We start from the raw sequence: 21,300 nt of genomic DNA on the forward strand, positions 1-21,300 counted from the left end.
AGACTTTTAAAATGTCAAATTCGATTGCTCTTATACTTGAAAAATTAGGCTTATCCGCCCAAAAACGTGCCATTCATGTGCAATTTTCCAACCCTGCGTTGAATGACGAGCTTTTTATTCAACGTATTGATGGGGAGCATGTCTTAAACCAAGGCCTGCAAGCGACTTTGATTTGCCTATCTACGAATGCACTTATTCCACTAAAACAATTTATTGGCGCACAGGTCGCCGTTGATCAAGTGACCGATCAGGGCGAACTCTTCCGCACCACGGGTATTATTACCGAAGCCACCCAAGGCCAGAGTGACGGTTCACTCACGCTGTATAAACTCACTTTAGAAGATGCAACATCGCTGTGGCATAAACGCAGGAACAGCCGTGTGTTTATGAACAAATCTGTTCGCGATGTCAGTGAAACTCTCTTTAAAGAATGGCAAAGCAAAAGTCCGCTCTTTGCTGCCAGTCTAACGCTAGATCTAAGCGGTTTAAGTCAGAACTATGATGTACGACCTTTCATCATGCAGTCGAATGAAAGCGATTATGACTTTTTAACGCGTCTTTGGCGCAGTGAAGGCATCAATTGGCTCATCGATGAAGCGCAGCTGAAAGTGCCGCATTCTTCAGCGCCAATTGAAAAACAAAAACTTCGCCTGATTGATGACAATAGCCAATATCAAGTACTCAGCCGTCGTAGCATCCGCTTTCATCGTTCTAGTGCCACAGAAAAACAAGACAGCATCACCAGCTTGATCGGTGAGCGTAGCATTCAACCGACTGCGGTCCATGTACAGCGCTGGCAAGCCGATGGACTCAGCCAAGAAGAAGGCGCAGGTTCAGTTCAAAGTAAACATCAGCATAGCCAAAGCCAAGACAATGCCAGCTTAAGTTTGGAACAAGCATGGCATGTCAGCCCTGCATGGATGCAAGATTTAAAAGGTGAAGATCAAGCCACTGCTTCATCCAATAGCCAAATTGAAAAACTGAATCAAAACCTAACGCGCTATCACGAGCTACAATCGAAAAAATTCAATGCACAATCGACTGTGCGTGATACCCAAGTGGGTTATTGGTTTGAATTGAATGAACACCCAGAAATCGATCAACACAGTGGTGCAGACAAACAATTTTTAATCACAGAAAAAAAATTCTATAACCAAAATAACTTACCTAAAGACCTCTCTGAACAAGTCAATCAACTGATTGAACAAAGTCAGTGGAACATTAAACCGATCCATGAACAGGCCGAGCGTCAGGCCAATCAGCTCACATTACAACGCCGCAATATTGCGACGGTTCCTGAATATAACCCACTCGAACACCGTCCAAGCACCCATCCGCAACGTGCTAAAGTCGTTGGTCCAAGCGGTGAAGAAATTCATGTCGATGAATGGGGACGTATCAAAGTCCGCTTCTTATTTACCCGTGGTAATGACCACAGCCATGATGGCGGTGCAGGCAGCAATGACAATGATACGGACTCTGCATGGGTAGATGTACTTACTCCATGGGCAGGCGAAGGCTATGGCACACGCTTCTTACCGCGCATTAATGAAATCGTGGTCATCGATTTCTTTGACGGTAATATCGACCGACCATTTGTAGTGGGGCGCATACATGAGGCACAGCGCAGTCCAACCCAATTTGATAGTAAAGGCAAACTGCCAGACACCAAAAAACTGGCTGGAATAAAAAGTAAGGAAGTCCAAGGTGAAGGCTTTGGACAACTGCGCTTTGATGACACCACAGGACAAATCTCGACACAATTACAAAGTACCCATGGTGCCACTCAGCTCAACCTAGGAAACCTCAGTCATCCCAAAGAAACCGCAGAAAGTGAGGGAAGAGGCGAAGGCTTTGAACTGAGAACCGACCAATGGGGCGCAGTGCGTGCAGGACAAGGGCTCCTTGTCAGCACACACCCACAACAACAAGCAGCAGCAATGCACCTCGATGCACAAGCTGCGAAAGAACAAATCGAAGCGAACTTAAACAGCAGTAAAGCCTTAAGTGAAGTGGCGAAAAATCAACAAACTGACCCACTTGAAGTCTTAGATAATCTGAAAAACCTCCTTGGACAAATCGAAAAAGGCAGTAAAGAAAAAGCTGATGCCTTTAAACAAGCCCTAATGATTTTATCTGCACCAAACTCAATTGCTGTAAGTAGTCAGGAAGATATTCATCTTTCAGCAGATGGACAGATCAGCCAAAGTGCAGGCGATAGCATCAATCTCAGCAGTCAAAAATCCTTAATTGCCCATGCACAAAGCAAGATCAGTCTATTTGCAGCACAAGAAGGCTTACGTGCGTATGCGGGCAAAGGCAAAGTTGAAATCCAAGCCCAAGGCGATGGGGCAGATTTGATTGCACGAAAGGGTATTCAAATTATTTCCACGGAAGATAAAGTTGAAATCAAAGCGAGCAAAAAAATTGTTTTGGTTGCGGGTGGTAGTCAGATTGAGATTAGTAGTGCGGGTGTATTGCCGACAACTAGCGGTAAGTTTGAAGTGAAGGCGGGGCAGCATCAGTTTTTAGCTGGGCAAACGCAGAGTGCTGATTTAGGCGTGATGCCTAATATTTGTGTTGAGTGTTTGATATCATCTCTGAAAAATTTAACCTTTTTTATAAAAGGCTAAACAATGAATACATATATTTTAATTGATCTGCTGCAGTATAAGCAGGCAAAAAAAGCATTAAACGGTTCTGATTTTAAATATCTTTTTGAAAAATTTAATAATCCTAAAATATTAGAATTTTCTCCTGTGCTAGCTGTGTATAACGAGAACATTTTAAACCAGTTCAATGAATATATTGTTATCAGTAGCCGGTTGGAAATGGATGAAGTCTTAAATGCGCTGTTTAAAAAATGCTTCAGTTTTTCCAATTTTGAGAATTCAATGTGCAAACTGTATGAGCCATTTACTGTATTTTCATTATTTGACATTTTAAATGTTGAGCAGAAACACATTGTATTTTCAGGTTTTGAATCGTTTACGGTTCTTTTTAATGGAGAAATCCGTTCGCATTTTTATCAGAGTACAGACTGTTTAAAAACGTTGATCATGCTTGAGAATGCGCAGTTCGAATCGATTTTCGAAAAAAGAATAGAATACTTTAAAATAAATTTTTGCAAAAAAAATAATGCAGATTTTTATCAAATTTCAGCAATCGTTGATTATGCACTGCAATGCGAGATACTGGAAATCCCTTATATTGAGCGATTTGTCATTGCTGCGCAGAAAATAAAATTTGATGTGAATAAATTCAACCGAGAATATCCGTTTTTGAAAGACCCTGATGAACCCGATTTAATGAAAATATTACAATTAGAAAGTTATATGGTGGCTGCTGATGTCTGATCCATTTGAACAAATAAGAAAAGAAATGGCGAATAAACAGAATGCCATCACCAATTGCAAAAAGAATGAGGTTTTGCTGGAACTAGCGAGTAAACCGATTCCAAACAGCTATATGTATATGTGGGGCTATCCTCACGGCAGCCCGCATACAGCGGTTAAAGTGCCTTTATACCGTCTGCATATGTATACCAAGGATAAAAAAGGATATTACTTTAAAGTTTGCAGATTCGGCCCACGCTGCGTAATCGACAAAAAAGGCAATACCATTTTGTCAGTCGCCGGACTGGCGGATCAGCAGGTTCATAAATTGACCTGGTACAAAGAATATATTCTACATAGTACAGATAAAGCCGAGAACGGCGCTTGGATTGTGACAGGAAATTTCCTCATTCATGATGGGCCGGATACCTGCTCAATGGATGATATGTATGGCACAGCAGGCTGTTTAGAAGTTTTTGGACATAAAGGATTTAGTGTGTTTAACCAAAAAATGCTGGAATTGTCGGGTGAAAGTGAGCTTAAGAAGGTCAAAGCGAAAATTACCTATCACAAAGCGGTCAGACCAAAAATCAAAGATTACAACATTTATGACACGCGGACGGGCGAACTTTATAACAGAGGAATTTTATGAACATATATCTGAATTTAAAAATTTTTATATTATGCTTTTTTGCCAGCACGCTTTCCTACGCAAACTGCAGTTTCAGCGCTCAAGAAAAACATGAATTGAATGTTTATAATTACGCATTTGTGCAAATGCACAGCGCAGTAAGAGGCGTTGCTAGAGCTAAATTTGCCGAACAGGATTTAAAGAAAAATTTTCTGAAAAAAATTGCGCCCTCTGTGCACTTAATCTGTGGATTAGAATCTCGTATTTATATACTGGAGGAAAAAAACAAAGAGGTTGGGCTTATTGCGCTTAAATTTAAGAATAGCAGAGATAGAGATGTTTTTCGCAATGAGCTGAATGCTAGTCAGGGGCGGATCAATAATATTATTATGAAGCGCTATGAAATAGATGTAATCGGAAATGCGATTTTTTTATATTATGGAACCTATAGTTTTATCAATTCAAAGTTTAGAACTTTAGATGCGCAAGTAGCGAATCATTAGAATTTATTCCACCAGTTAAACTAGTTTTACTAGTGGTTTTTTTAGAATGGTTGAATCTAGTTTTTGGGGCGGAATTTTAATGGCTGAATAATGTGTGAATACTGGAAGATATTCCGTATGGTGGCGCGAACTGATATAAAAAAATACTTAAATATAGGTGTAGTATTTGATTGAGCTACAGTATTTTAGGTCAGAATAAATTATAATGTGATGGCTAAAAAATGATTATCTCATCATCCTGATAATGCATATTTTCAAAGTGATGCTGTTCAGTATGATCAATATGGGGTTACTCAAATTAGAAAGAGTAGGCCATTAAAATGAAGAAGAATATATTAGTTTTTATGATGCTCATTAGCTTGCATGTATATGCTGATGACGAAAAAATAGCATATTTATACGAGAAAAATAAACAAGTGCTTTTTTTAGGTGGGTGTAATAGGGGGATTTTCCCATTTAATAGTACTGATTTTTCTAAAATAAAAGATCTAACTTTAAAATATAAGTTGGAAAAAATTCATCGAAATCATGAAGAGCCGACATCGTTTAATTTTCTGATCGAAAATAAGGAAATTACAATGTACGGTGGAGGAGATGAAGTTGTAAGTAAGCTTTGTAATATGGAAAGTTCTAGAGAAATTAAAATTAATTATTATAAAATTGAAGGGTCTAAAAAATTATATTACTATATAGATGAAATTTAAATTTGTATTTAGGCTTAGTGAGGTTATTTATTTTAATTATTTATAAAATATCTAAATCTAGTGGATATAAAATAATACATTGATAATTATTTTAAATGAAATACTTATGAAATTCATTTTTTATAGGAATTAGTTTTTTTGTAATAATATTTATTTAAAGAGTGTGATTGTCTATTAAAAAATAAACCCGCATTAAGCGGGTTTATTTCAATCTCAAAAGAGATTACATATTAGGATAATTAGGACCACCGCCACCCTCAGGTGTTACCCAAGTAATGTTTTGAGACGGATCTTTGATGTCACACGTTTTACAGTGTACACAGTTGGCCGCGTTAATTTGGAAACGTTTAGAACCATCATTCTCTTCCATAATTTCATAAACACCAGCAGGACAGTAGCGCTGAGCAGGCTCATCCCATTTTGGTAAGTTCACATGTACAGGAATAGAAGCATCTGTCAATTTCAAGTGAGCAGGTTGGTTCTCTTCATGTACCGTATTTGATACGAATACTGAAGACAAACGGTCAAATGTAATTTTACCATCTGGTTTTGGATAATTCGGTTTGAAGTTCGCAGCATCGACAGTTTTTAAAGCGCTGAAGTCGGGCTGTAAGTCATGCAGCGTGAACGGCACTTTAAAGATGTTTTGATCAACAAAGTTGAACGCACCACCCATCCATTGACCAAACTTATGCATAGCAGGGCCGAAGTTACGAGAGTTATATAACTCTTCTTTCAACCAACTGTTGTTGAACTTGTCTGTGTACGCAGTTAACTCTTTAGCGAAGAAGTCTTCACCTTCAGTCACACGTGCAATGGCAAGGTCACCACCTTTTTCCACACCCGCAGCAATCGCTTCAAATACAGCTTCACCGCACAGCATGCCTGATTTCATTGCTGTATGAGAGCCTTTGATTTTCGCAAAGTTTAGGAAACCTGCGTCATCACCAATTAAGCTACCACCTGGGAAAGTGAATTTAGGTAGTGAGTTGAAGCCACCTTTTACAACCGCACGTGCGCCATAAGAAATACGCTTACCACCCTCAAGATATTGCTTGATCAGTGGATGTGTTTTCCAGCGCTGCATTTCCATAAATGGATACATGTGTGGATTGGTGTATGACAAGTCAACGATCATACCTAATGTCACTTGGTTGTTTTCAGCGTGGTATAACCACCAACCGCCTGAAGAACCTGTTTCACTTAAAGGCCAACCTGCACCGTGCATCACCAAACCTGGTTTGTGCTTAGCAGGATCGATTTCCCAAAGTTCTTTAATACCAATACCGTAATGTTGCGGATCAGCATCTTTATCTAAGTTGAACTGAGCAATCAGACGTTTACCTAAATGACCACGACAGCCTTCAGCAAATAATGTGTATTTCGCATGAAGTTCATAGCCAGGGGTAAAGTTGTGCGTTGGTTCGCCATCTTTACCAATACCCATGTCGCCAGTCTGAATACCTTTCACAGTCCCGTCTTCATGGTAAAGGATTTCAGAAGCGGCAAAACCTGGGAAAATAGACACTTCTAATTCTTCAGCTTTAGCGCCCAACCAACGAACAACGTTACCTAACGAAATAACATAGTTGCCATCGTTATGCATGGTTTTAGGCACCATCCAATGCGGTGCTTCTTGTGATTTTTCATCAGACAATAAGAAGAAGGTTTTATCTTCAGTCACAGGCACATTTAACGGTGCGCCTTGTTCTTTCCAATCTGGGAACAATTCATTCATCGCGCGGGGTTCAAGCACAGCACCCGATAGAATATGCGCACCCACTTCGGAGCCCTTTTCCACGACACAAACGGACAGATCGTTTAGGTTATTTTCAATTGCAAGTTGACGAATTTTAATCGCAGCAGATAGGCCGGCAGGACCTGCACCGACGATAACTACGTCAAACTCCATCGATTCACGTTCGATGTGTTCCATGTAGGACTCCTCATATTTCGGAAGGTGGCATCCATTCAATTCATTTAAATGGTGCTGCCATGAGTGTTCTTAATGCCCAGACACAATTTTTCTATCGTGTCTTTGATATTGTGGGCTAGTATAGTTTTAAACCGAGTTCTAGCCAATTGGCTGAATCATATTATTTTTCCGTCACTAAGGTATTTATTAGGCGGATGAAGCAGCAATTGAACGAAAACCCGACGAAAAAATTCATTAATAGGGATGATAGAAATTTAATGAACATTGCACAATACTTAAAAGATGGACAGTCCGGTCACAAAAGGTCAATCCCCCCATTAGATCAATGGCATCCAAAGCATTGTGGTGCAATGGATTTGAAGGTTTTAGCCAATGGAGAATGGTGGCACGATGGTCAATTGATCAAGCGGCAAGCACTCATTGATCTGTTCTCAACCGTGCTTTGGAAAGAAGATGGGAAATTCTATTTAAAAACCCCTGTGGAACAAATTGAAATACAGGTGGAAGATGAGCCTTTATTTGTTAATCAAGTCGATACGCTTGAGCTAGAAAACAAGCGCTATATCCAGTTTACGACCACAACACAAGACGTGATTGTTGTGGATGATGAACATCCGATTTTTATGCGTGAATATCAGGGTGAACTACGTCCTTATGTGCATGTACGTTTTGGAATTAATGCACTGATCCAGCGTGCCGCATTCTTTCATTTGGTTGAGATGGGTGAACTGCTTGAAAATGAAAAAGGTGAATCCATTTTAGTGTTACAAAGTGGTGATTTGCGCTTGCAATTAGGCACCTGAGGTTTAAGCTTTCCACCTTGTCATTCTGAACAATATATAAGTGACCCTATGACCGCCATTCACCCCATTTACCCACTGGATGTACCCATGCCGAAAGCTGGCGCAGATGCACCGATCGGTTTATTTGATTCGGGGATTGGTGGCTTATCTGTGGCTTTAGAAATTGCGCGCTACTTGCCGAATGAACGCATTGTGTATTATGCCGATACTGCACATGTACCCTATGGGCCACGTGATGATCAAAATATACGTGAGTTGACTGCACATGCCATAGAGTGGTTATACCGCCAAGGCTGTAAAGTCGCTGTCGTGGCATGTAACACGGCATCTGCTTTTAGTTTGGATTATTTGCGTGAACATTATGGGGAGAACTTCCCCATTATTGGTTTAGTTCCTGCGTTAAAGCCTGCCGTTCTGCAAACAAAAAGTAAAACAGTGGCTGTCCTCGCAACGCCTGCGACTTTTCGGGGTAAATTAATTAAAGATGTCATGCAGCGTTTTGCTGAACCTGCAGGGGTGCAAGTTTTGTCAGTGACTTCTTTGGAATTGGTGCCCTTTGTTGAAGCGGGGGCGCAAATGACTGAGCCTTGCCTGCAGACATTAACTGAGATATTACAGCCAGTTGTAGATGCAGGTGCAGATTATTTAGTGCTTGGATGTACGCATTACCCCTTCCTAAAATCGGCAATTCAGTATATTTTTGGTCAGAAGCTGACATTAATTGACTCAGGTTTTGCAGTTGCACGACAAACAGCCCAAATTTTGATTAAAAATGAGTTATTATTTGAGCATAACCGCCAAGATTCACTGCGTATCGAATGTTATGTCAGTGGAAATAATGCGGAAAACTTAACACCTGTGGTAGCACGCTTAATTCAAGATGATCAAATCACTTGGAAAATCTGCAATATTCAGGCGGCAAGTTTAGAATTTTAATCATTGTGATTGAACGATTTTAGATAAAACAATTTAAATCTATTTGGGGTAGTCATGCTGTATGTTTCAGCAACCACTTTTTTGAGTGCTGGATATAGCGTGCAACGGGAAGAGGATCTCTAATGCTCGATAAGCGTTATCAAGTATTCATTTCCACATCTGGCAGTGAAATGCAGCCAGAACGGATCATTTTGGCTCAGACGCTTGTAGGGATGGGTTTTTTCTCTTGGGGGTTGGAACAGCGCACACCATTAAGTACGGCTTTTGCGCGTCGTCAAATTGATGACTGTGATTATGTGGTGATCTTACTGGGTAGTCAGTATGGCGAGCAGTCTGTTTCAGGTGTGGGTTATATGCACCTTGAATATATTTATGCAGTGACGAAACAAAAGCCGGTCATTGTGTTTATGCATGAAGATCCAAATTCACGTGATCTTTCTTTGCATGATGAAAAGCCTGAGCTACGTGAAAAATTCAAAGACTTTCGTAAGCTATTGCAAAATGAAGTGGATCAAGTCTTTAGCTATCGAACCTTGCGTGATTTAGAAATGGCAGTGCGATTGAACATGCCGCAAATGCTAGAGCGCTATCCTGTTTCAGGTTGGGTTCGTCCGCAAAATACCCAAGCTTTGCATGATGAAATTGATCGCTTAAAAGCCCAGTTAGTTCAACTCGAAACAGAATCAGGAAAACGAGAAGTCGACCCATTCCTGAGCTTACCGAAAGTGTCTATGCATGAAGTGTTCTCTTTTGAATATCGCATGCATGCCTATCAAGACGGCAATTTTAAAGAGCTGAAAGTTCAGAAAAAAATGACGTGGGCACAGTTGCTTTCGATTTTAGGTTCAACTTTTGTCAATCCGACCCCAGAAGAGTTTTTCTCTAAACGCATGAATGAATTTCTAAACGAAACAGGTTTGGAAGATGCCCGCGTTGAAATGCCTCGTGCGCATGCGGTTGCTCGTGCTCAGGTGAATATTCGGGCTTTGCATAGTATCAAGAGTCAAATGCGTCAAAATGATTGGATCATTCCAAATGGACGTGATGACCGTCAACGCATGTTGTGGCAAGTGACCTCGAAAGGTCAAAAACTACTGGAAAGTAATTTGTTGGATAATGATCGGGTTTTTCAATTTAAAACTGTATATTAATCTGTTTTATAAAATAGATAAAAAGCTGCTACATTAGCGTCATTCAAATTGATGGAAAAAGTGTAATGTTGTCTGCCGAAAAAGCTAAAGTCACCATTATTCTGGCGAACTTAGGCACGCCTGATGCGCCAACTGTGCCCGCAGTGCGTCGTTTTCTGCAACAGTTTTTGTCAGATCAGCGGGTGATTGAAATTCCAAAACCGATTTGGCAATTGATTTTGCGTTTGTTCATTTTGCCATTTCGACCAAAGCGTGTGGCGCATGCCTATGAAATGGTTTGGGGCAATGATTCGCCTATGCGTGAAATATTGTTGGCGCAAGTTGACGCTGTAAAAGCACATTTAACTCAAGCGTATCCAGAATTTGAACTGAAGGTGGTTCCTGCCATGACCTATGGCAATCCAGGCATTCAAGCAGCTTTAGATCAATTGGCACAGCAGCCACAAGACCACATCGTCCTGTTTCCACTATTCCCACAATATTCAGCAACATCGACTGCACCGCTATATGATGCGATCGCACAATGGATTCCGCAGCAACGCAATTTGCCGGGCTTGAGTATTATTCGTGATTACTATCAGCACCCGCTATTTATTCAAGCTTTAGCGCAAAGTGTGCGTGATTATCAAGCGGAGCATGGGGTCGCGGATAAGTTATTGATGTCTTTTCATGGCATTCCACAGCCTTATGCAGACAAGGGTGATCCCTATGCTGACCGTTGCCGTGTAACAGGACATTTAGTCGCGCAAGCGCTTGGTTTAACTGAAGATCAATATGAAATCAGTTTCCAATCTCGCTTTGGTAAGCAAGAATGGGTGAAACCTTATACTGATGCCACTTTGGACGCATGGGGCAAACAAGGCGTGAAATCGGTACAGGTTATGAGCCCTGCATTTTCAGCGGATTGTTTGGAAACGCTAGAAGAGTTGGCGCTGCAAAATGCTGAAATTTTCCAAGCTGCAGGCGGTGGTGAATATGGTTATATTCCTGCATTAAACGCGCGGGATGATCATGTCGCATTGCTCAATTTATTACTTCAAGCTAATCTTGATGCCTTAAAGCAAACATTAGCCCATTCATCGCCTTGAGGTTTTCGCCCTATGTTGCAAGTTAAAATCGTGCCCGTTACGGCATTTCAACAAAACTGTTCCATTGTTTGGGACTCTGAGTCGAAAGAAGCGGTCTTGATTGATGCAGGGGGAGAGCCTGAAAAATTAAAAGCCGAAGTTGAAGCGCTCGGTTTAACGGTCAAAGCCTTATGGTTAACGCATGGCCATTTAGACCATGCAGGTGCGGTTGGGGCATTAACCCAAGCTTGGAATGTTCCAGTGATTGGCCCGCATAAAGAAGATGCGTTTTGGTTGGACATGATTCAGGAGGTTTCTGCGAAATACGGTTTCCCGATCCCTGAAAATGTCCATGTGACCCAATGGTTGGAAGGCGGCGAAACCTTGAAGCTGGGTGCAGAAGAGTTTGAAGTTCGTTTTGCACCGGGGCATACACCAGGTCATGTCATGTTCTATAACGCAAAATATGCCGTGCTTTGGACGGGGGATGTGTTATTTAAAGGCTCGATAGGCCGGACAGATTTTCCACGCGGTAACCATCAACAATTACTCGACTCCATTCAGCGTGAATGTTTTAGCTTGCCGGATGACACGCAGTTTATTTCAGGGCATGGTCCAATGAGTACCATTGGTTATGAAAAACAACATAATCCTTTCGTTGCTGGTAAAGCGGGTTAAGCAACTAGATTGAGAAACTTAAATTAACAAAACAGGAATCCAAACGGATTCCTGTTTTATTTACCTAAATAATAGGGTTATGCACTTGAGTCCTTAGAATTGGTCTTCTTCACGGCCACCATCGGCCTGAGGTGCATCTTGTGTCGGCAGACGATATTCATCATTGGCCCATGCACCGAGATCAATCAATTTACAACGATCTGAGCAAAACGGGCGATATTCATTATTTTCCCAAGTCGTCAATGCGCCGCAGCGTGGACAATTCATGGTGGTGGGCATGCTTAACTCCAGCAAAAACGGATGATTCAATTAGGCAAATACAGTCGCAGTTGTTAGACTTATGCCGTTCTGTTTAGTTTGATCTGTTTATGCCTATTCGTCAATTTCAAGCGCAGCGTATGCGAGCTCCCCGTGATTTTCAGCCGATTGATTCCACACCGATTTGTGTGGAAATTGGGGCTGGTAAAGGTAAACATGCATTATTGTTTTCAGCCAATCACCCTGAATTTCAATTGATTGCTGTTGAGCGGACACGTGAAAAATTTGTGGCAATGCAAAAGCAGCATCAACTTGAAGGGCAAAGCAATTTAACTCCAATTCATGCTGATGCATTACCTTGGGTAGTACATGCCTTACATTCTGCGCAAGTACAGCAATTCTTTATTTTGTATCCAAACCCTGAACCGCATAATCCTGCACAGCGCTGGTTAAATATGCCATTTTTTGAATTTCTATTGTCGCGTTTGCAGCCGGGTGGTCAGATTACCTTGGCCAGTAATATTCCTGAATATATTGAGGAAGCGCAGCAGCAGTTAATCGATGTTTGGAAGCTGCCTTTTCTTAAAGAACGCATTGCAGAGACTTCAGCACGTACACACTTTGAGATTAAATATCTTGAACGTGGTGAACTCTGTCAGCAGCTAATCATTACCAAGCCTGTAGATTACACCACACGTTTTGATGATTTTCAGCCGCTACAAGGTAAGCAACCCACCGAAGCATCTGCGGAATAATTGGGCATGACTCAGCGTATTGCAATCATTGGGGCAGGGCCTGCGGGATTGATGGCTGCGGAAGTGCTTAGCCAATTTGACTATGACATTCATGTTTATGAGCAAAAACCGTCGGCAGCCCGTAAATTTTTAATGGCTGGCAAGACGGGGCTGAATATTTCGCATGCAGAACCCGTTGAACAATTTGTGCAGCGCTATGATCAAGTGGAATGGCTGAGCCCATGGGTTAAGCAGTGGGATGCAGCATGGATTCAACAATGGATGATGGGGCTAGGTATTGAAACCTATATTGGTTCATCAGGTCGGGTCTTTCCTATTGAAATGAAAGCTGCGCCTTTGCTTCGTGCCTGGTTAAAACGCCTCAGTTTAGACGGGGTGCAGTTTCATTATCGACATCAAGTTTTGGATTTACGCTCTAATCAGCTAACGATTCAAAACCTTGTTGATGGATCAAATCAAGCGCTTGGCTTTGATGCGATTATTATGGCGTGTGGGGCTGTGTCTTGGTCACGTTTAGGCAGTGATGGCGCATGGCAAAAATGGCTACAGCCTGAGAGCATTGAAGCTTTTCAGGCCAGTAATGCAGGCGTGGAACGCGTTTGGTCGAAGTTCATGCAGCCTGTGTTTGGACAGCCTTTAAAGCGAGTCAATGCATGGGTCGATCATGCAGAGCAAACCCAAGGCGATATCATCATTTCACACTATGGACTGGAAAGTGGATTGATCTACAAACAAGGTCGAGCACTGCGTCAACAGGTGAAATCTGCTCAGCCCATGCAGCTAACTTTGGACTTATTGCCAGATCAAAGTGTTGAGCAATTGGCAAAGAAACTACAGCCTTCGAAGAAGCAGTCTTTAACCAATGTTTGGCGTAAAGCCGGTTTAGATGCGGCGAAAGCTGCGCTGGTCCGTGAATTGGTAGATAAATCTTTATGGCATGAGCCAGCCTTACTTGCAGCGAAAATTAAACACTTAAATATTCAACTTGACGGATTTCGCCCGATAGATGAGGCGATTAGCTGCGCGGGTGGTGTGAAGCGTTCAGTCCTAAATGATGGCTTACAATTGCAGAGCAATCCTGCAGTATTTGTCTGCGGGGAAATGTTGGATTGGGATGCGCCTACTGGAGGCTATTTGCTGACAGCATGTCTTGCAACCGGTCGAGCAGCGGGTGAAGGGGTTCAAAACTATCTGGTTTCTTTGCAGAACTAAGCGCTTCAAATTGTCACAATCTTGCTGAGGAGTTGTGATATTTTGAGATGAAATTCTTCTAAGAAAGACCACTATGCGCGTACAAGAACAATATACCGGAAGCTGCTTGTGTGGAGCGGTTTGTTATGAGATCAATGGTCCGATTGGTGAGATCGTGCAATGTCATTGTTCTCGGTGCAGAAAAGCCAATGGTACAGCATTTGCGACCAATGCCCCGATTGCTAAAGCAGATTTTAAAATTGTAGCCGGTGAGCAGTTTCTGAAACAGTATGCGTCTACCGCTACCACACAGCGCTGTTTTTGTAGTGAGTGTGGTTCGCCGATCATCAGTATAAAGGCTGAAACGCCTGATTATTACCGCTTACGTATAGGCACCTTAGATACACCTCTGACGCAGAAACCAACCTGTCATATCTTTGTCGCATCCAAAGCAGAATGGGATGATATCGCAGGTGATTTACCACAATATGCTGAACGACCATAGCGAAAATCAAGATTGAGCAATCACATCAAGGGCAGGTTTGCACCCTTGATGTTAAGTAATAAGCTCGTATCGCTCTCTCATTCATCCAAGTTGAATTTGGGTGAATAGATTGCAACAGGGTTGGAAGATTAAGGCTGTCGAGTTTTTTGTAGTTCAGGATATTGTTCCTGCCAATGTCCCAATTGTTCTTGAGCATGAATAAACTGACCGAGACCTTTGACACTATCACTAGGATTTTTTAACTCGCCATCGGCTGCTTGATTTTTCTCACGATAAATTTGTGATTGATTGTCCCAGTACTGATACATCAAGCCTTGAATATAACGGCCTTGCTCAGTTTTCATTTCGAGTTCTTTGAGCATATTCAGCGCCGACTGGATGTTGTCACGCTTACGCTGTGTAGCAAATTCATCGGTGAGTTTTCCTTCCTCACGCAGTTTCATCAGCTCATCTTCCATCTTATCGCTAATTTGACTAAAGCTCTCGTCATATTGTGTCAGTAGCGTTAAGTCGTGTAGATCATCTGGGGTCTTGGCAAAGTTTTTAATAGGATCACTATTCAGCTCTTTCATGATTTGATCATCGGAACTGATTTCACTATTTTGTTCCACCGTTTTTGATGATTTTTCACATGCAGTGAGTCCTAGCACCGTACCCATGAGGAAGATGACACTGAGTTTCTTTAAAGAGATTGGCAAGAGCATAATCGTGTCCTAATATGTTTTTCTAAAGATATAGACATGCGTGATATAGGGGAAATCAATGAAATCCTGTGCAGTCTTTTGGGTTGATTCAGCCACGATATTTTCAAATTGTTGTTTCAGTTTTTGTTGTTCATCCGGGCTTAATGCTGCAATAAAACTGGTGGACAATAATCGTTTGGAAACCACGTGTTCCACTGTACCATGATGCAATTGTTGAAAGGTGGTTTCGGCAATTAATTTAAATGTTTGCTGCTGTGCAAACACTTTTTGCCATTGCCCACTATGATAACGTGGTGTGTCACCTTCGAGCTCACTCAAGACATCAGCGAGTTGTTTGACCCAATTGACTTGAATATCACGTTGGTTCCAAATCAATACAAGATCCCCATTGGGAACTAAGATACGACTGATTTCATTGAGGGTTTCAGGGGTGGCAAACCAATGAAAAGATTGGGCACAAAATACCGCTGCCACAGAATGATCATGCAGTGGAATCTGATCACTTTGGGCGGCTAAAGTTGCAATATGCGGATGTTTTTTCTGCAATTGTTGCAGCATTTCATGCACAGGTTCGATCGCGGTGATATTTTCACTGAGTGGGCGAATATACTCGAGAAATTTGCCTGTACCTGAGCCTAAGTCCACCAGATGGGCTTGAGGGGCTAAAGCTAAATGTTGTTGTAGCCACGCACTGATTTCAATCGGGTAGTCAGGACGGGCTTGTTGATAGAGTTCAGCTGCAGAGCTAAAGCCTTGTTGTGCGGCAGGATGTATTGAATGTGTCATATTCTGCACTTTTTAATCTGTATGGCCTCTATAAAATAGCATATTCGGAACAAGATAAACTTTGAATGCAACAAGGAAGGAAAAGCGTGACGCAACAAGGACTGGAGCAAAGCACAATGGAAAAGCACATCATTTTTGAAGATGATCAAATTCGTGTCATTTTTCAGCCTGGCAATTCTCGTGAGCTTATTTTCTCCTTCGGTGATTTGATTACCCGTGCCAAGGGTTTGAGCATCAATGCCGAGAAGTCTTTGCAAAAATATGATTTTAATGTGATCGGTGTGATGCCGAAACAAAAATCGTGGTTTCCAGCATCGTCAATGCAACCGATGTATCAAGCCATCAAGCCGATCCTCGAACAATTTGAGATGCGTATTGCCTATGGTGGTTCCATGGGCGGCTATGCTGCCATTAAGTATGCCAATTTATTTGGATTCCATCGTGTGGTCAGTATGGTGCCGCAGTACTCCATAGACCCTGAAGACATTGTCGATACACGCTATGGCATGTTCTTTCAACCTAATCTGCATGCCAATATGCGGGTGCTTGCTGAAGACGTATCGACTACACGTGAATATATCGTGGTGTATGATCCTTATTGTCCAGAAGATCGCGCTCACTTTGAAAAACTACAGGCTTTAATTCCGCATGTGCATGTGTTACATCTGCCGTTTACAGGGCATGATGCCATTGCAGTGTTGGCGAGTTCTGAACTGTTAAATGATTTCTTGAGACATCCTTTTGATGCGCCGTATTTTTATCAAAAAATGCGTCGGGTTAAGAAAAACAGCAAATTTTATTATCGAAAAGTTATCGAAAATTTACTGACTCGCCATCGAGATGCCTTGGGTGAAATTTTAAAAAGCAATTCGTTTCAGCTTGATCCACAATTTTTTGATGCCAAACAAAAACAGACCTTATTACGGGTATTGTTTAATAACAAACAAGTCAGTGAGCAAGATCTGCAAAAGTTGGGAATCACGACCTTTTTACCTCAGGAAAATCGTAGCCTGTTACTCGACCAGTTTGATCATGGTTTAGTGTTTAACGTGATTAGCCAAAAAATTGAAAGCTATGCAGCCGGTGTGATTGCGCTGAATCACAAGTTTTTGATTCCTTTGCAGCCGAAGGGCACAGGCCTGGTATACGTACAAGTCCAAGATGAGCGTTACATGGTGGTGATGAATGACCGTCAGGTAATGAAACTGGTCTTAGCTCAAGATGAATTGGCGACAGGTATGCATCCGATTTTAATGCAGAAATATGTGGGCTATTACACGCTGAACTATAAAGAACTGCGTTTGAGTAGTGATGAATTTGGTCAAATCTTCTTTGTGGAAAATGCCGATGCATCTTGTCAGTTCGTGGTGCAACCCGAACAAATTTAAGCTCGACATTTAGTTGAAAATCCAAAGCTTGCTAATTTGTCGGAAGAGATTATGATGAGATAAAGGCAGTATAAAAAACAATCATACTGCCCAAAACATCATAAGGAATATGAGGGGTATCAGTATGCATTCAACACAGATGCTTGCTGTATTATTCATCTTAGTGCTGACCATGGGTTCAGCCTATGCACAGGGGGTTAGTTCAAGCATACTGATTTTTAGCAGCAGTATGTTGTTACTTACGATACTGACCATTTATGTCATACTCAAAATTCGAAATTCACTGCAACATCATCTCGATAAACCCGCGAAATAGCGGGTTTTTTTATATGCTGTTCGATTGCACTTTGGTGCATCACAGGTTTTAATCATTCACAATCGAATCTTTATAATCGGCCAGAAGGGAAGCAGCCATGAAAGCGGTATTTCTAGATTATCAGTCTCTAGATAAACAAGACTTAGATTTTAGCGGACTAGAAGCACAGTTTGATGAATTGATGCTCTATCCCGCAACAGCGGCTGCAGAGGTTGCCCAGCGCATACAAGGGGCTGATGTGATTATCAGCAATAAAGTACACATCAATGCTGAGTACATGCAGCTCAATCCGCAATTAAAACTGATCTTAATTTCTGCCACTGGCACCAATAACGTTGACCTTGTACAAGCACAGCAACAAGGCATCGTGGTGTGTAATTGCCAAGCTTATGGCACCGCTGCGGTCGCACAGCATACCTTGATGTTAATGTTGAACTTGGCGACATCATTTCGACAGTATGATCGGGCGGTTCAACAAGGAAATTGGCAAAAAGCGGATCAGTTCTGCTTACTGGATTTTCCAATTATTGAGTTGGCCGGTAAGACTTTGGGGATTGTCGGCTATGGCGAATTGGGGCAAGCCGTGGCACATTTGGCTAAAGCTTTTGGCATGAAAATTATGATTGGTGCGCTACCGAATCGACCTATGGTGGCTGAGCGAGTGGCCTTTTCTGAGATGCTAGCGCAGGTCGATTTTCTCAGTTTGCATTGTCCTTTAACAGAGGAAACCCGTGATTTACTCGATTATGAAAGCTTGGCTCAAATGAAAGCATCGGCCTTTGTGATCAATTGCGCACGAGGTGGTGTTGTCAATGAAACTGCATTAGCCGAGGCATTAAAATCAGGAAAGATCGCAGGTGCGGCAACCGATGTCTTGACCGTTGAGCCACCAAAGCAGGGCAATGTGTTGCTTGACCCAAGTATTCCAAATTTAATCATTACCCCACATAGTGCATGGGGCAGCGTCGATGCGCGACAACGCATTGTGCAGCAATTGGTGGAAAATGTAGAAGCCTTTAAAGCTGGGATGGTAATTCGACAGGTGAATTAAAATCGAGTTTAAGGAACATTATTTTTGAACAATGCTCCATATAAATAGGGATGTCTATGCAGGTCGATCTTGCCAATAAAAAAAGTTTAAGATTATTTTGCATGCTGATTCTCTTTACCGCATGCATCACTTGGGCATGGTACAGTTATGTACTAAATATCAGTGAAAATTATTTATTCCAGAACCCTGATTTTGAAGTTCATAAATTCATGCCGACCTTACAAGTTGTGTTGGTTTCGGTATTTTTTATTGCGCATTGCGTCTTAGCGCTTATTGATTTTTTAAATCGCTATTGGTATTGGGGACTATGGCTTGTTGTGGTGCCTATTATTGTGGGACAGGTCTATTTTTCTGTCTTTGGAGAGGTTGCGCATATTGATCGTTTATCAGTCTGGGTTGACTATCCATTTTGCCTGTTGATGCTTATTCAAATTTGTACAGCATCGTTTGTACGTAGGGGATATCTCAAGCCTACTGCTTAATGCATTAATGCTTAATTTAATAGTTAAATTTCAGCATTTTTTCAAAAATTTAGCATTGAAGTGATGTTTGATCCGCTCAAATTCAAGTTCAGTCTTGATACTGTTTGGCATCATGATTCGTAAATAACTTTTTTCGAGTTTAAAAGGATCTTTGGTATTGGGTACAGGATTAAAGCCACCATTTGGGTAGATCAAATTTGTCTCATAGGCACGTAAAATCTGATCATTGTGAAAATAGAAACTTGTTAGGGATTGATTGGATTCACCAAAAACATAGAGGTTTATTTTGCATTGACCATCGAGTTGATACAGTGTCGCTTCATTGCCTTCAGTCGATTTGTATTCTTCGTCATCTAGCATCTCTAAGGTTTGTAATAATTTACCTTCGGCATCATGGTTATATTGGTGAGAATTGTACAATTGGGGAAAAATGGCCTGCAACTGTGGATAACTTTTTAACAATTGTGGAAAACGTTGTAAGCCAATCAAAGAGCCAACGCAGAGCAGAATACCAAGCAAGATACCAAATAAAATTCGCATTTTTTTCTCATTAATTCATTGTTTTTATAGGCATAGGTCAAAGACCAACAGCATTCAATTTTGGTTTTAAAAAAGCCCAACCAAAGTTGAGCTTTTAAATGTGGTGTTAAATTATAAATCAGTCACTGGATACGTCGTAGACGTCGAACTCGATGGATAACTACTTTGTGGATATTGATTGTTATTTTGTCCCGCATTGTTGCTTGGAGCCGTATTAATCGTGTTGCCTGAAGACGGTTCACTCAACGACTGTTGGCTGATGGGCGCAGGTTGGCTGGTTTTGCCTGTGATATTTTCACGGGTTTGCTTCAATTTTTCATTGACGTTTTGGGTGGCTTGCTGTGCGCCCTGATCAACCTGTTGTACTGTATTTTGTGTAGCTGTTTTCGTATTGTCCCAAGCTTGGTCAACCGAAGGCTTAATTTTAGAAATTCCACGTTCAGTCATTTCACCAATATTTTTAGCAGCACCGACCACGCCTTCTTGGGCTTTATAGGCCCACACATGCAATAAATTTGGATTGTCGCCATAAGGGCTCACAGGCTTTTTCGCTTGTTGCTCAGTACTTTGCGCTGCTGTTTTTTCTTGTGCCCAAAGCATGGGTGTCATGAATATTAAGCTTATGCATAACGTTGCTTTTAATGAAATCTTCACAGCTTCACCTCTGAATTTTATAGATTTTCTATCTGATGAATGGTTTTAATGCATTATAGGAAAAATTGCAGCGAAAAAAACTTGCCGTAGCAAAATCAATACAGCAAATGACAGCTTTGTACACGGTTGTATTTTGATGAAGGCAAAAAAAGGCCCACCGAAGGGTGAGCCTACTCTCTGGAGGAGAGGGTATGAAAGCCAGTTTACTTATTTGTGAGCGCCTAAGCTGGCCTCGTGTGAGCTATGTACTTCAGCTTGTGCCACAGGCGTTTGCAACTGCACATTGCTACTGCCACTCACATTGGCTTCTTGACCTTTTTGGAAATTCGCTTTGGTTTGTTGCCATTTTTCACTGGAAAATTGGCGACCTTCCTGAGCTTTTTCACCTAAATAGCTCTTGGTTTGATCAACTTTGTTGTCGACATTGCTTTTACGTTCATCAAGTTTTGCTTTGTCTTTTGCAGCTTTTTCATCGAGCTGTGCTTTGCGCTCATCAAGCTTAGCTTTATTTTGCTCAGCCTTGGCATCGATCTTGGCTTTCGCTGCATCTGACTTTTCATCTTTAGACTGTTTTAGGTCAGCCCATTTATTTTTTGCATCTTGCTTTTTGTCAGCACTGAATTCTTTGGTGTCTTGCCATTTTTCTTGGGTGAATGTTTTGGTCTTATCGACGCCTTTTTCAATTTTGTCACCGGCTGTATGCGCAGACTGATTAATGTCTTGTTTTAGATTTTGCAGTACAGACGGTTGCTGTGTTTCAACTTTCGCATTGGCTTCTACTGCGGTGTTCGCAAATAGTGGGGTGGTTGCGAATAATGCTGCGGTGATCAGTGTTGTTTTAAATAAAGGTTTCATCTTTGCATTTGTCCTCTTTTATTGAACGCTGCTGTTGCACTCAGCATTTGCGCTTTTGGAGCAGAGGACAT

The 21,300-nt window shown here is 41.6% G+C and carries 24 protein-coding genes; 17 read left to right on the plus strand and 7 right to left on the minus strand.

Annotated features, from left to right (window positions below; genetic code table 11):
- The first annotated feature begins 11 nt into the window (after window positions 1-11).
- The 5 genes from FTU05_RS07025 to FTU05_RS07045 all read left to right on the plus strand — a co-directional run bounded on the left by FTU05_RS07025 (window position 12) and on the right by FTU05_RS07045 (window position 5,173).
- Window positions 12-2,633: a type VI secretion system Vgr family protein gene (locus FTU05_RS07025; RefSeq protein ID WP_180164734.1), complete on the plus strand. Its 2,622-nt coding sequence runs from the start codon at window positions 12-14 to the stop codon at window positions 2,631-2,633.
- Between the two features lie 3 nt (window positions 2,634-2,636).
- Entirely contained in the window at window positions 2,637-3,356 is a 720-nt protein-coding gene (locus tag FTU05_RS07030; RefSeq protein ID WP_180066032.1) for a hypothetical protein, read from the plus strand.
- Window positions 3,349-3,987, plus strand: a complete 639-nt coding sequence (locus tag FTU05_RS07035) for a hypothetical protein (RefSeq protein ID WP_180066034.1) — start codon at window positions 3,349-3,351, stop codon at window positions 3,985-3,987. The genes FTU05_RS07030 and FTU05_RS07035 overlap by 8 nt, the downstream gene beginning before the upstream one ends.
- A complete protein-coding gene (locus FTU05_RS07040) occupies window positions 3,984-4,469 on the plus strand; it encodes a hypothetical protein (RefSeq protein ID WP_180066036.1) in 486 nt (161 codons plus the stop codon). The genes FTU05_RS07035 and FTU05_RS07040 overlap by 4 nt, the downstream gene beginning before the upstream one ends.
- Before the next feature lie 320 nt (window positions 4,470-4,789).
- Window positions 4,790-5,173: a hypothetical protein gene (locus tag FTU05_RS07045; RefSeq protein WP_180105931.1), complete on the plus strand. Its 384-nt coding sequence runs from the start codon at window positions 4,790-4,792 to the stop codon at window positions 5,171-5,173.
- Window positions 5,174-5,396: 223 nt separating this feature from the next.
- Here the strand turns inward: FTU05_RS07045 and FTU05_RS07050 are convergent, their stop codons facing one another.
- Window positions 5,397-7,109, minus strand: a complete 1,713-nt coding sequence (locus tag FTU05_RS07050; protein ID WP_180105932.1) for an electron transfer flavoprotein-ubiquinone oxidoreductase — start codon at window positions 7,107-7,109, stop codon at window positions 5,397-5,399.
- A gap of 194 nt (window positions 7,110-7,303) precedes the next feature.
- Between FTU05_RS07050 and FTU05_RS07055 the strand changes: the two genes are divergently transcribed.
- From FTU05_RS07055 to FTU05_RS07075, 5 genes are all read left to right on the plus strand, one after another.
- Window positions 7,304-7,912 (plus strand): DUF1285 domain-containing protein, encoded by a 609-nt coding sequence (locus tag FTU05_RS07055; RefSeq protein WP_078192804.1) that lies wholly within the window; start codon window positions 7,304-7,306, stop codon window positions 7,910-7,912.
- Window positions 7,913-7,960: 48 nt separating this feature from the next.
- Entirely contained in the window at window positions 7,961-8,848 is an 888-nt protein-coding gene (murI, locus tag FTU05_RS07060; protein WP_180164736.1) for a glutamate racemase, read from the plus strand.
- A 122-nt stretch (window positions 8,849-8,970) separates the two neighbouring features.
- The gene (locus FTU05_RS07065) at window positions 8,971-9,999 is read left to right on the plus strand and encodes a DUF4062 domain-containing protein (RefSeq protein ID WP_180054294.1); all 1,029 of its coding nucleotides are present in this window, start codon (window positions 8,971-8,973) and stop codon (window positions 9,997-9,999) included.
- Window positions 10,000-10,064: 65 nt separating this feature from the next.
- On the plus strand, window positions 10,065-11,087 hold the full coding sequence (gene hemH / locus FTU05_RS07070; protein ID WP_168377948.1) for a ferrochelatase: 1,023 nt from the start codon (window positions 10,065-10,067) through the stop codon (window positions 11,085-11,087).
- A gap of 12 nt (window positions 11,088-11,099) precedes the next feature.
- Window positions 11,100-11,744, plus strand: coding sequence for an MBL fold metallo-hydrolase (locus tag FTU05_RS07075; RefSeq protein WP_078189772.1), 645 nt, complete (start codon window positions 11,100-11,102; stop codon window positions 11,742-11,744).
- A 93-nt stretch (window positions 11,745-11,837) separates the two neighbouring features.
- On the opposite strand, the gene FTU05_RS07080 is transcribed toward FTU05_RS07075, so the two are convergent.
- On the minus strand, window positions 11,838-12,023 hold the full coding sequence (locus FTU05_RS07080) for a DNA gyrase inhibitor YacG (protein WP_078189771.1): 186 nt from the start codon (window positions 12,021-12,023) through the stop codon (window positions 11,838-11,840).
- A gap of 83 nt (window positions 12,024-12,106) precedes the next feature.
- Here FTU05_RS07080 and FTU05_RS07085 point away from each other — a divergent pair, with 83 nt between their 5' ends.
- The 3 genes from FTU05_RS07085 (at window position 12,107) to FTU05_RS07095 (ending at window position 14,453) form a co-directional block, all read left to right on the plus strand.
- A complete protein-coding gene (locus tag FTU05_RS07085) occupies window positions 12,107-12,757 on the plus strand; it encodes an SAM-dependent methyltransferase (RefSeq protein WP_180164770.1) in 651 nt (216 codons plus the stop codon).
- A 6-nt stretch (window positions 12,758-12,763) separates the two neighbouring features.
- Entirely contained in the window at window positions 12,764-13,969 is a 1,206-nt protein-coding gene (locus tag FTU05_RS07090; protein WP_180164738.1) for a TIGR03862 family flavoprotein, read from the plus strand.
- Between the two features lie 73 nt (window positions 13,970-14,042).
- Window positions 14,043-14,453 (plus strand): GFA family protein, encoded by a 411-nt coding sequence (locus FTU05_RS07095; protein WP_078189768.1) that lies wholly within the window; start codon window positions 14,043-14,045, stop codon window positions 14,451-14,453.
- Between the two features lie 128 nt (window positions 14,454-14,581).
- On the opposite strand, the gene FTU05_RS07100 is transcribed toward FTU05_RS07095, so the two are convergent.
- Together FTU05_RS07100 and FTU05_RS07105 are read right to left on the minus strand one after the other, a co-directional pair.
- Window positions 14,582-15,157 carry a hypothetical protein gene (locus FTU05_RS07100; protein ID WP_180164740.1) on the minus strand — a complete coding sequence of 192 codons (576 nt, stop codon included), beginning with the start codon at window positions 15,155-15,157 and terminating at the stop codon, window positions 14,582-14,584.
- A 9-nt stretch (window positions 15,158-15,166) separates the two neighbouring features.
- The gene (locus FTU05_RS07105) at window positions 15,167-15,943 is read right to left on the minus strand and encodes a class I SAM-dependent methyltransferase (protein ID WP_180054300.1); all 777 of its coding nucleotides are present in this window, start codon (window positions 15,941-15,943) and stop codon (window positions 15,167-15,169) included.
- 116 nt (window positions 15,944-16,059) lie between these two features.
- On the opposite strand from FTU05_RS07105, the gene FTU05_RS07110 reads away from it, so the two are divergent.
- From FTU05_RS07110 to FTU05_RS07125, 4 genes are all read left to right on the plus strand, one after another.
- Entirely contained in the window at window positions 16,060-17,331 is a 1,272-nt protein-coding gene (locus FTU05_RS07110; RefSeq protein WP_180164773.1) for an alpha/beta fold hydrolase, read from the plus strand.
- 124 nt (window positions 17,332-17,455) lie between these two features.
- The gene (locus tag FTU05_RS07115) at window positions 17,456-17,647 is read left to right on the plus strand and encodes a hypothetical protein (protein WP_078189765.1); all 192 of its coding nucleotides are present in this window, start codon (window positions 17,456-17,458) and stop codon (window positions 17,645-17,647) included.
- Window positions 17,648-17,744: 97 nt separating this feature from the next.
- Complete coding sequence (locus tag FTU05_RS07120; protein ID WP_180026635.1) at window positions 17,745-18,698, plus strand: 2-hydroxyacid dehydrogenase; 954 nt, start codon at window positions 17,745-17,747, stop codon at window positions 18,696-18,698.
- Between the two features lie 56 nt (window positions 18,699-18,754).
- The gene (locus tag FTU05_RS07125) at window positions 18,755-19,180 is read left to right on the plus strand and encodes a hypothetical protein (protein WP_180164742.1); all 426 of its coding nucleotides are present in this window, start codon (window positions 18,755-18,757) and stop codon (window positions 19,178-19,180) included.
- Window positions 19,181-19,210: 30 nt separating this feature from the next.
- On the opposite strand, the gene FTU05_RS07130 is transcribed toward FTU05_RS07125, so the two are convergent.
- The 3 genes from FTU05_RS07130 to FTU05_RS07140 all read right to left on the minus strand — a co-directional run bounded on the left by FTU05_RS07130 (window position 19,211) and on the right by FTU05_RS07140 (window position 21,229).
- Window positions 19,211-19,720 carry a hypothetical protein gene (locus FTU05_RS07130; protein ID WP_180054306.1) on the minus strand — a complete coding sequence of 170 codons (510 nt, stop codon included), beginning with the start codon at window positions 19,718-19,720 and terminating at the stop codon, window positions 19,211-19,213.
- Window positions 19,721-19,831: 111 nt separating this feature from the next.
- Window positions 19,832-20,329, minus strand: a complete 498-nt coding sequence (locus FTU05_RS07135; protein ID WP_180054308.1) for a hypothetical protein — start codon at window positions 20,327-20,329, stop codon at window positions 19,832-19,834.
- A 252-nt stretch (window positions 20,330-20,581) separates the two neighbouring features.
- A complete protein-coding gene (locus FTU05_RS07140) occupies window positions 20,582-21,229 on the minus strand; it encodes a hypothetical protein (protein WP_180059395.1) in 648 nt (215 codons plus the stop codon).
- Between the last annotated feature and the right edge of the window lie 71 nt (window positions 21,230-21,300).

The sequence above is a fragment of the Acinetobacter sp. YH12049 genome, from assembly GCF_013419875.1.
In the GTDB taxonomy this organism is placed as follows: domain Bacteria; phylum Pseudomonadota; class Gammaproteobacteria; order Pseudomonadales; family Moraxellaceae; genus Acinetobacter; species Acinetobacter amyesii.

Excerpts from the sequence above, each read along its gene's own strand:
- FTU05_RS07025 (WP_180164734.1), top strand. The coding sequence starts at position 12 with ATGTCAAATTCGATTGCTCTTATACTTGAAAAATTAGGCTTATCCGCC.
- FTU05_RS07030 (WP_180066032.1), top strand. The coding sequence starts at position 2,637 with ATGAATACATATATTTTAATTGATCTGCTGCAGTATAAGCAGGCAAAA.
- FTU05_RS07035 (WP_180066034.1), top strand. The coding sequence starts at position 3,349 with ATGTCTGATCCATTTGAACAAATAAGAAAAGAAATGGCGAATAAACAG.
- FTU05_RS07040 (WP_180066036.1), top strand. The coding sequence starts at position 3,984 with ATGAACATATATCTGAATTTAAAAATTTTTATATTATGCTTTTTTGCC.
- FTU05_RS07045 (WP_180105931.1), top strand. The coding sequence starts at position 4,790 with ATGAAGAAGAATATATTAGTTTTTATGATGCTCATTAGCTTGCATGTA.
- FTU05_RS07050 (WP_180105932.1), bottom strand. The coding sequence starts at position 7,109 with ATGGAACACATCGAACGTGAATCGATGGAGTTTGACGTAGTTATCGTC.
- FTU05_RS07055 (WP_078192804.1), top strand. The coding sequence starts at position 7,304 with ATGAAGCAGCAATTGAACGAAAACCCGACGAAAAAATTCATTAATAGG.
- murI (WP_180164736.1), top strand. The coding sequence starts at position 7,961 with ATGACCGCCATTCACCCCATTTACCCACTGGATGTACCCATGCCGAAA.
- FTU05_RS07065 (WP_180054294.1), top strand. The coding sequence starts at position 8,971 with ATGCTCGATAAGCGTTATCAAGTATTCATTTCCACATCTGGCAGTGAA.
- hemH (WP_168377948.1), top strand. The coding sequence starts at position 10,065 with ATGTTGTCTGCCGAAAAAGCTAAAGTCACCATTATTCTGGCGAACTTA.
- FTU05_RS07075 (WP_078189772.1), top strand. The coding sequence starts at position 11,100 with ATGTTGCAAGTTAAAATCGTGCCCGTTACGGCATTTCAACAAAACTGT.
- FTU05_RS07080 (WP_078189771.1), bottom strand. The coding sequence starts at position 12,023 with ATGCCCACCACCATGAATTGTCCACGCTGCGGCGCATTGACGACTTGG.
- FTU05_RS07090 (WP_180164738.1), top strand. The coding sequence starts at position 12,764 with ATGACTCAGCGTATTGCAATCATTGGGGCAGGGCCTGCGGGATTGATG.
- FTU05_RS07095 (WP_078189768.1), top strand. The coding sequence starts at position 14,043 with ATGCGCGTACAAGAACAATATACCGGAAGCTGCTTGTGTGGAGCGGTT.
- FTU05_RS07100 (WP_180164740.1), bottom strand. The coding sequence starts at position 15,157 with ATGCTCTTGCCAATCTCTTTAAAGAAACTCAGTGTCATCTTCCTCATG.
- FTU05_RS07105 (WP_180054300.1), bottom strand. The coding sequence starts at position 15,943 with ATGACACATTCAATACATCCTGCCGCACAACAAGGCTTTAGCTCTGCA.
- FTU05_RS07110 (WP_180164773.1), top strand. The coding sequence starts at position 16,060 with ATGGAAAAGCACATCATTTTTGAAGATGATCAAATTCGTGTCATTTTT.
- FTU05_RS07115 (WP_078189765.1), top strand. The coding sequence starts at position 17,456 with ATGCATTCAACACAGATGCTTGCTGTATTATTCATCTTAGTGCTGACC.
- FTU05_RS07120 (WP_180026635.1), top strand. The coding sequence starts at position 17,745 with ATGAAAGCGGTATTTCTAGATTATCAGTCTCTAGATAAACAAGACTTA.
- FTU05_RS07125 (WP_180164742.1), top strand. The coding sequence starts at position 18,755 with ATGCAGGTCGATCTTGCCAATAAAAAAAGTTTAAGATTATTTTGCATG.
- FTU05_RS07130 (WP_180054306.1), bottom strand. The coding sequence starts at position 19,720 with ATGCGAATTTTATTTGGTATCTTGCTTGGTATTCTGCTCTGCGTTGGC.
- FTU05_RS07135 (WP_180054308.1), bottom strand. The coding sequence starts at position 20,329 with ATGACACCCATGCTTTGGGCACAAGAAAAAACAGCAGCGCAAAGTACT.
- FTU05_RS07140 (WP_180059395.1), bottom strand. The coding sequence starts at position 21,229 with ATGAAACCTTTATTTAAAACAACACTGATCACCGCAGCATTATTCGCA.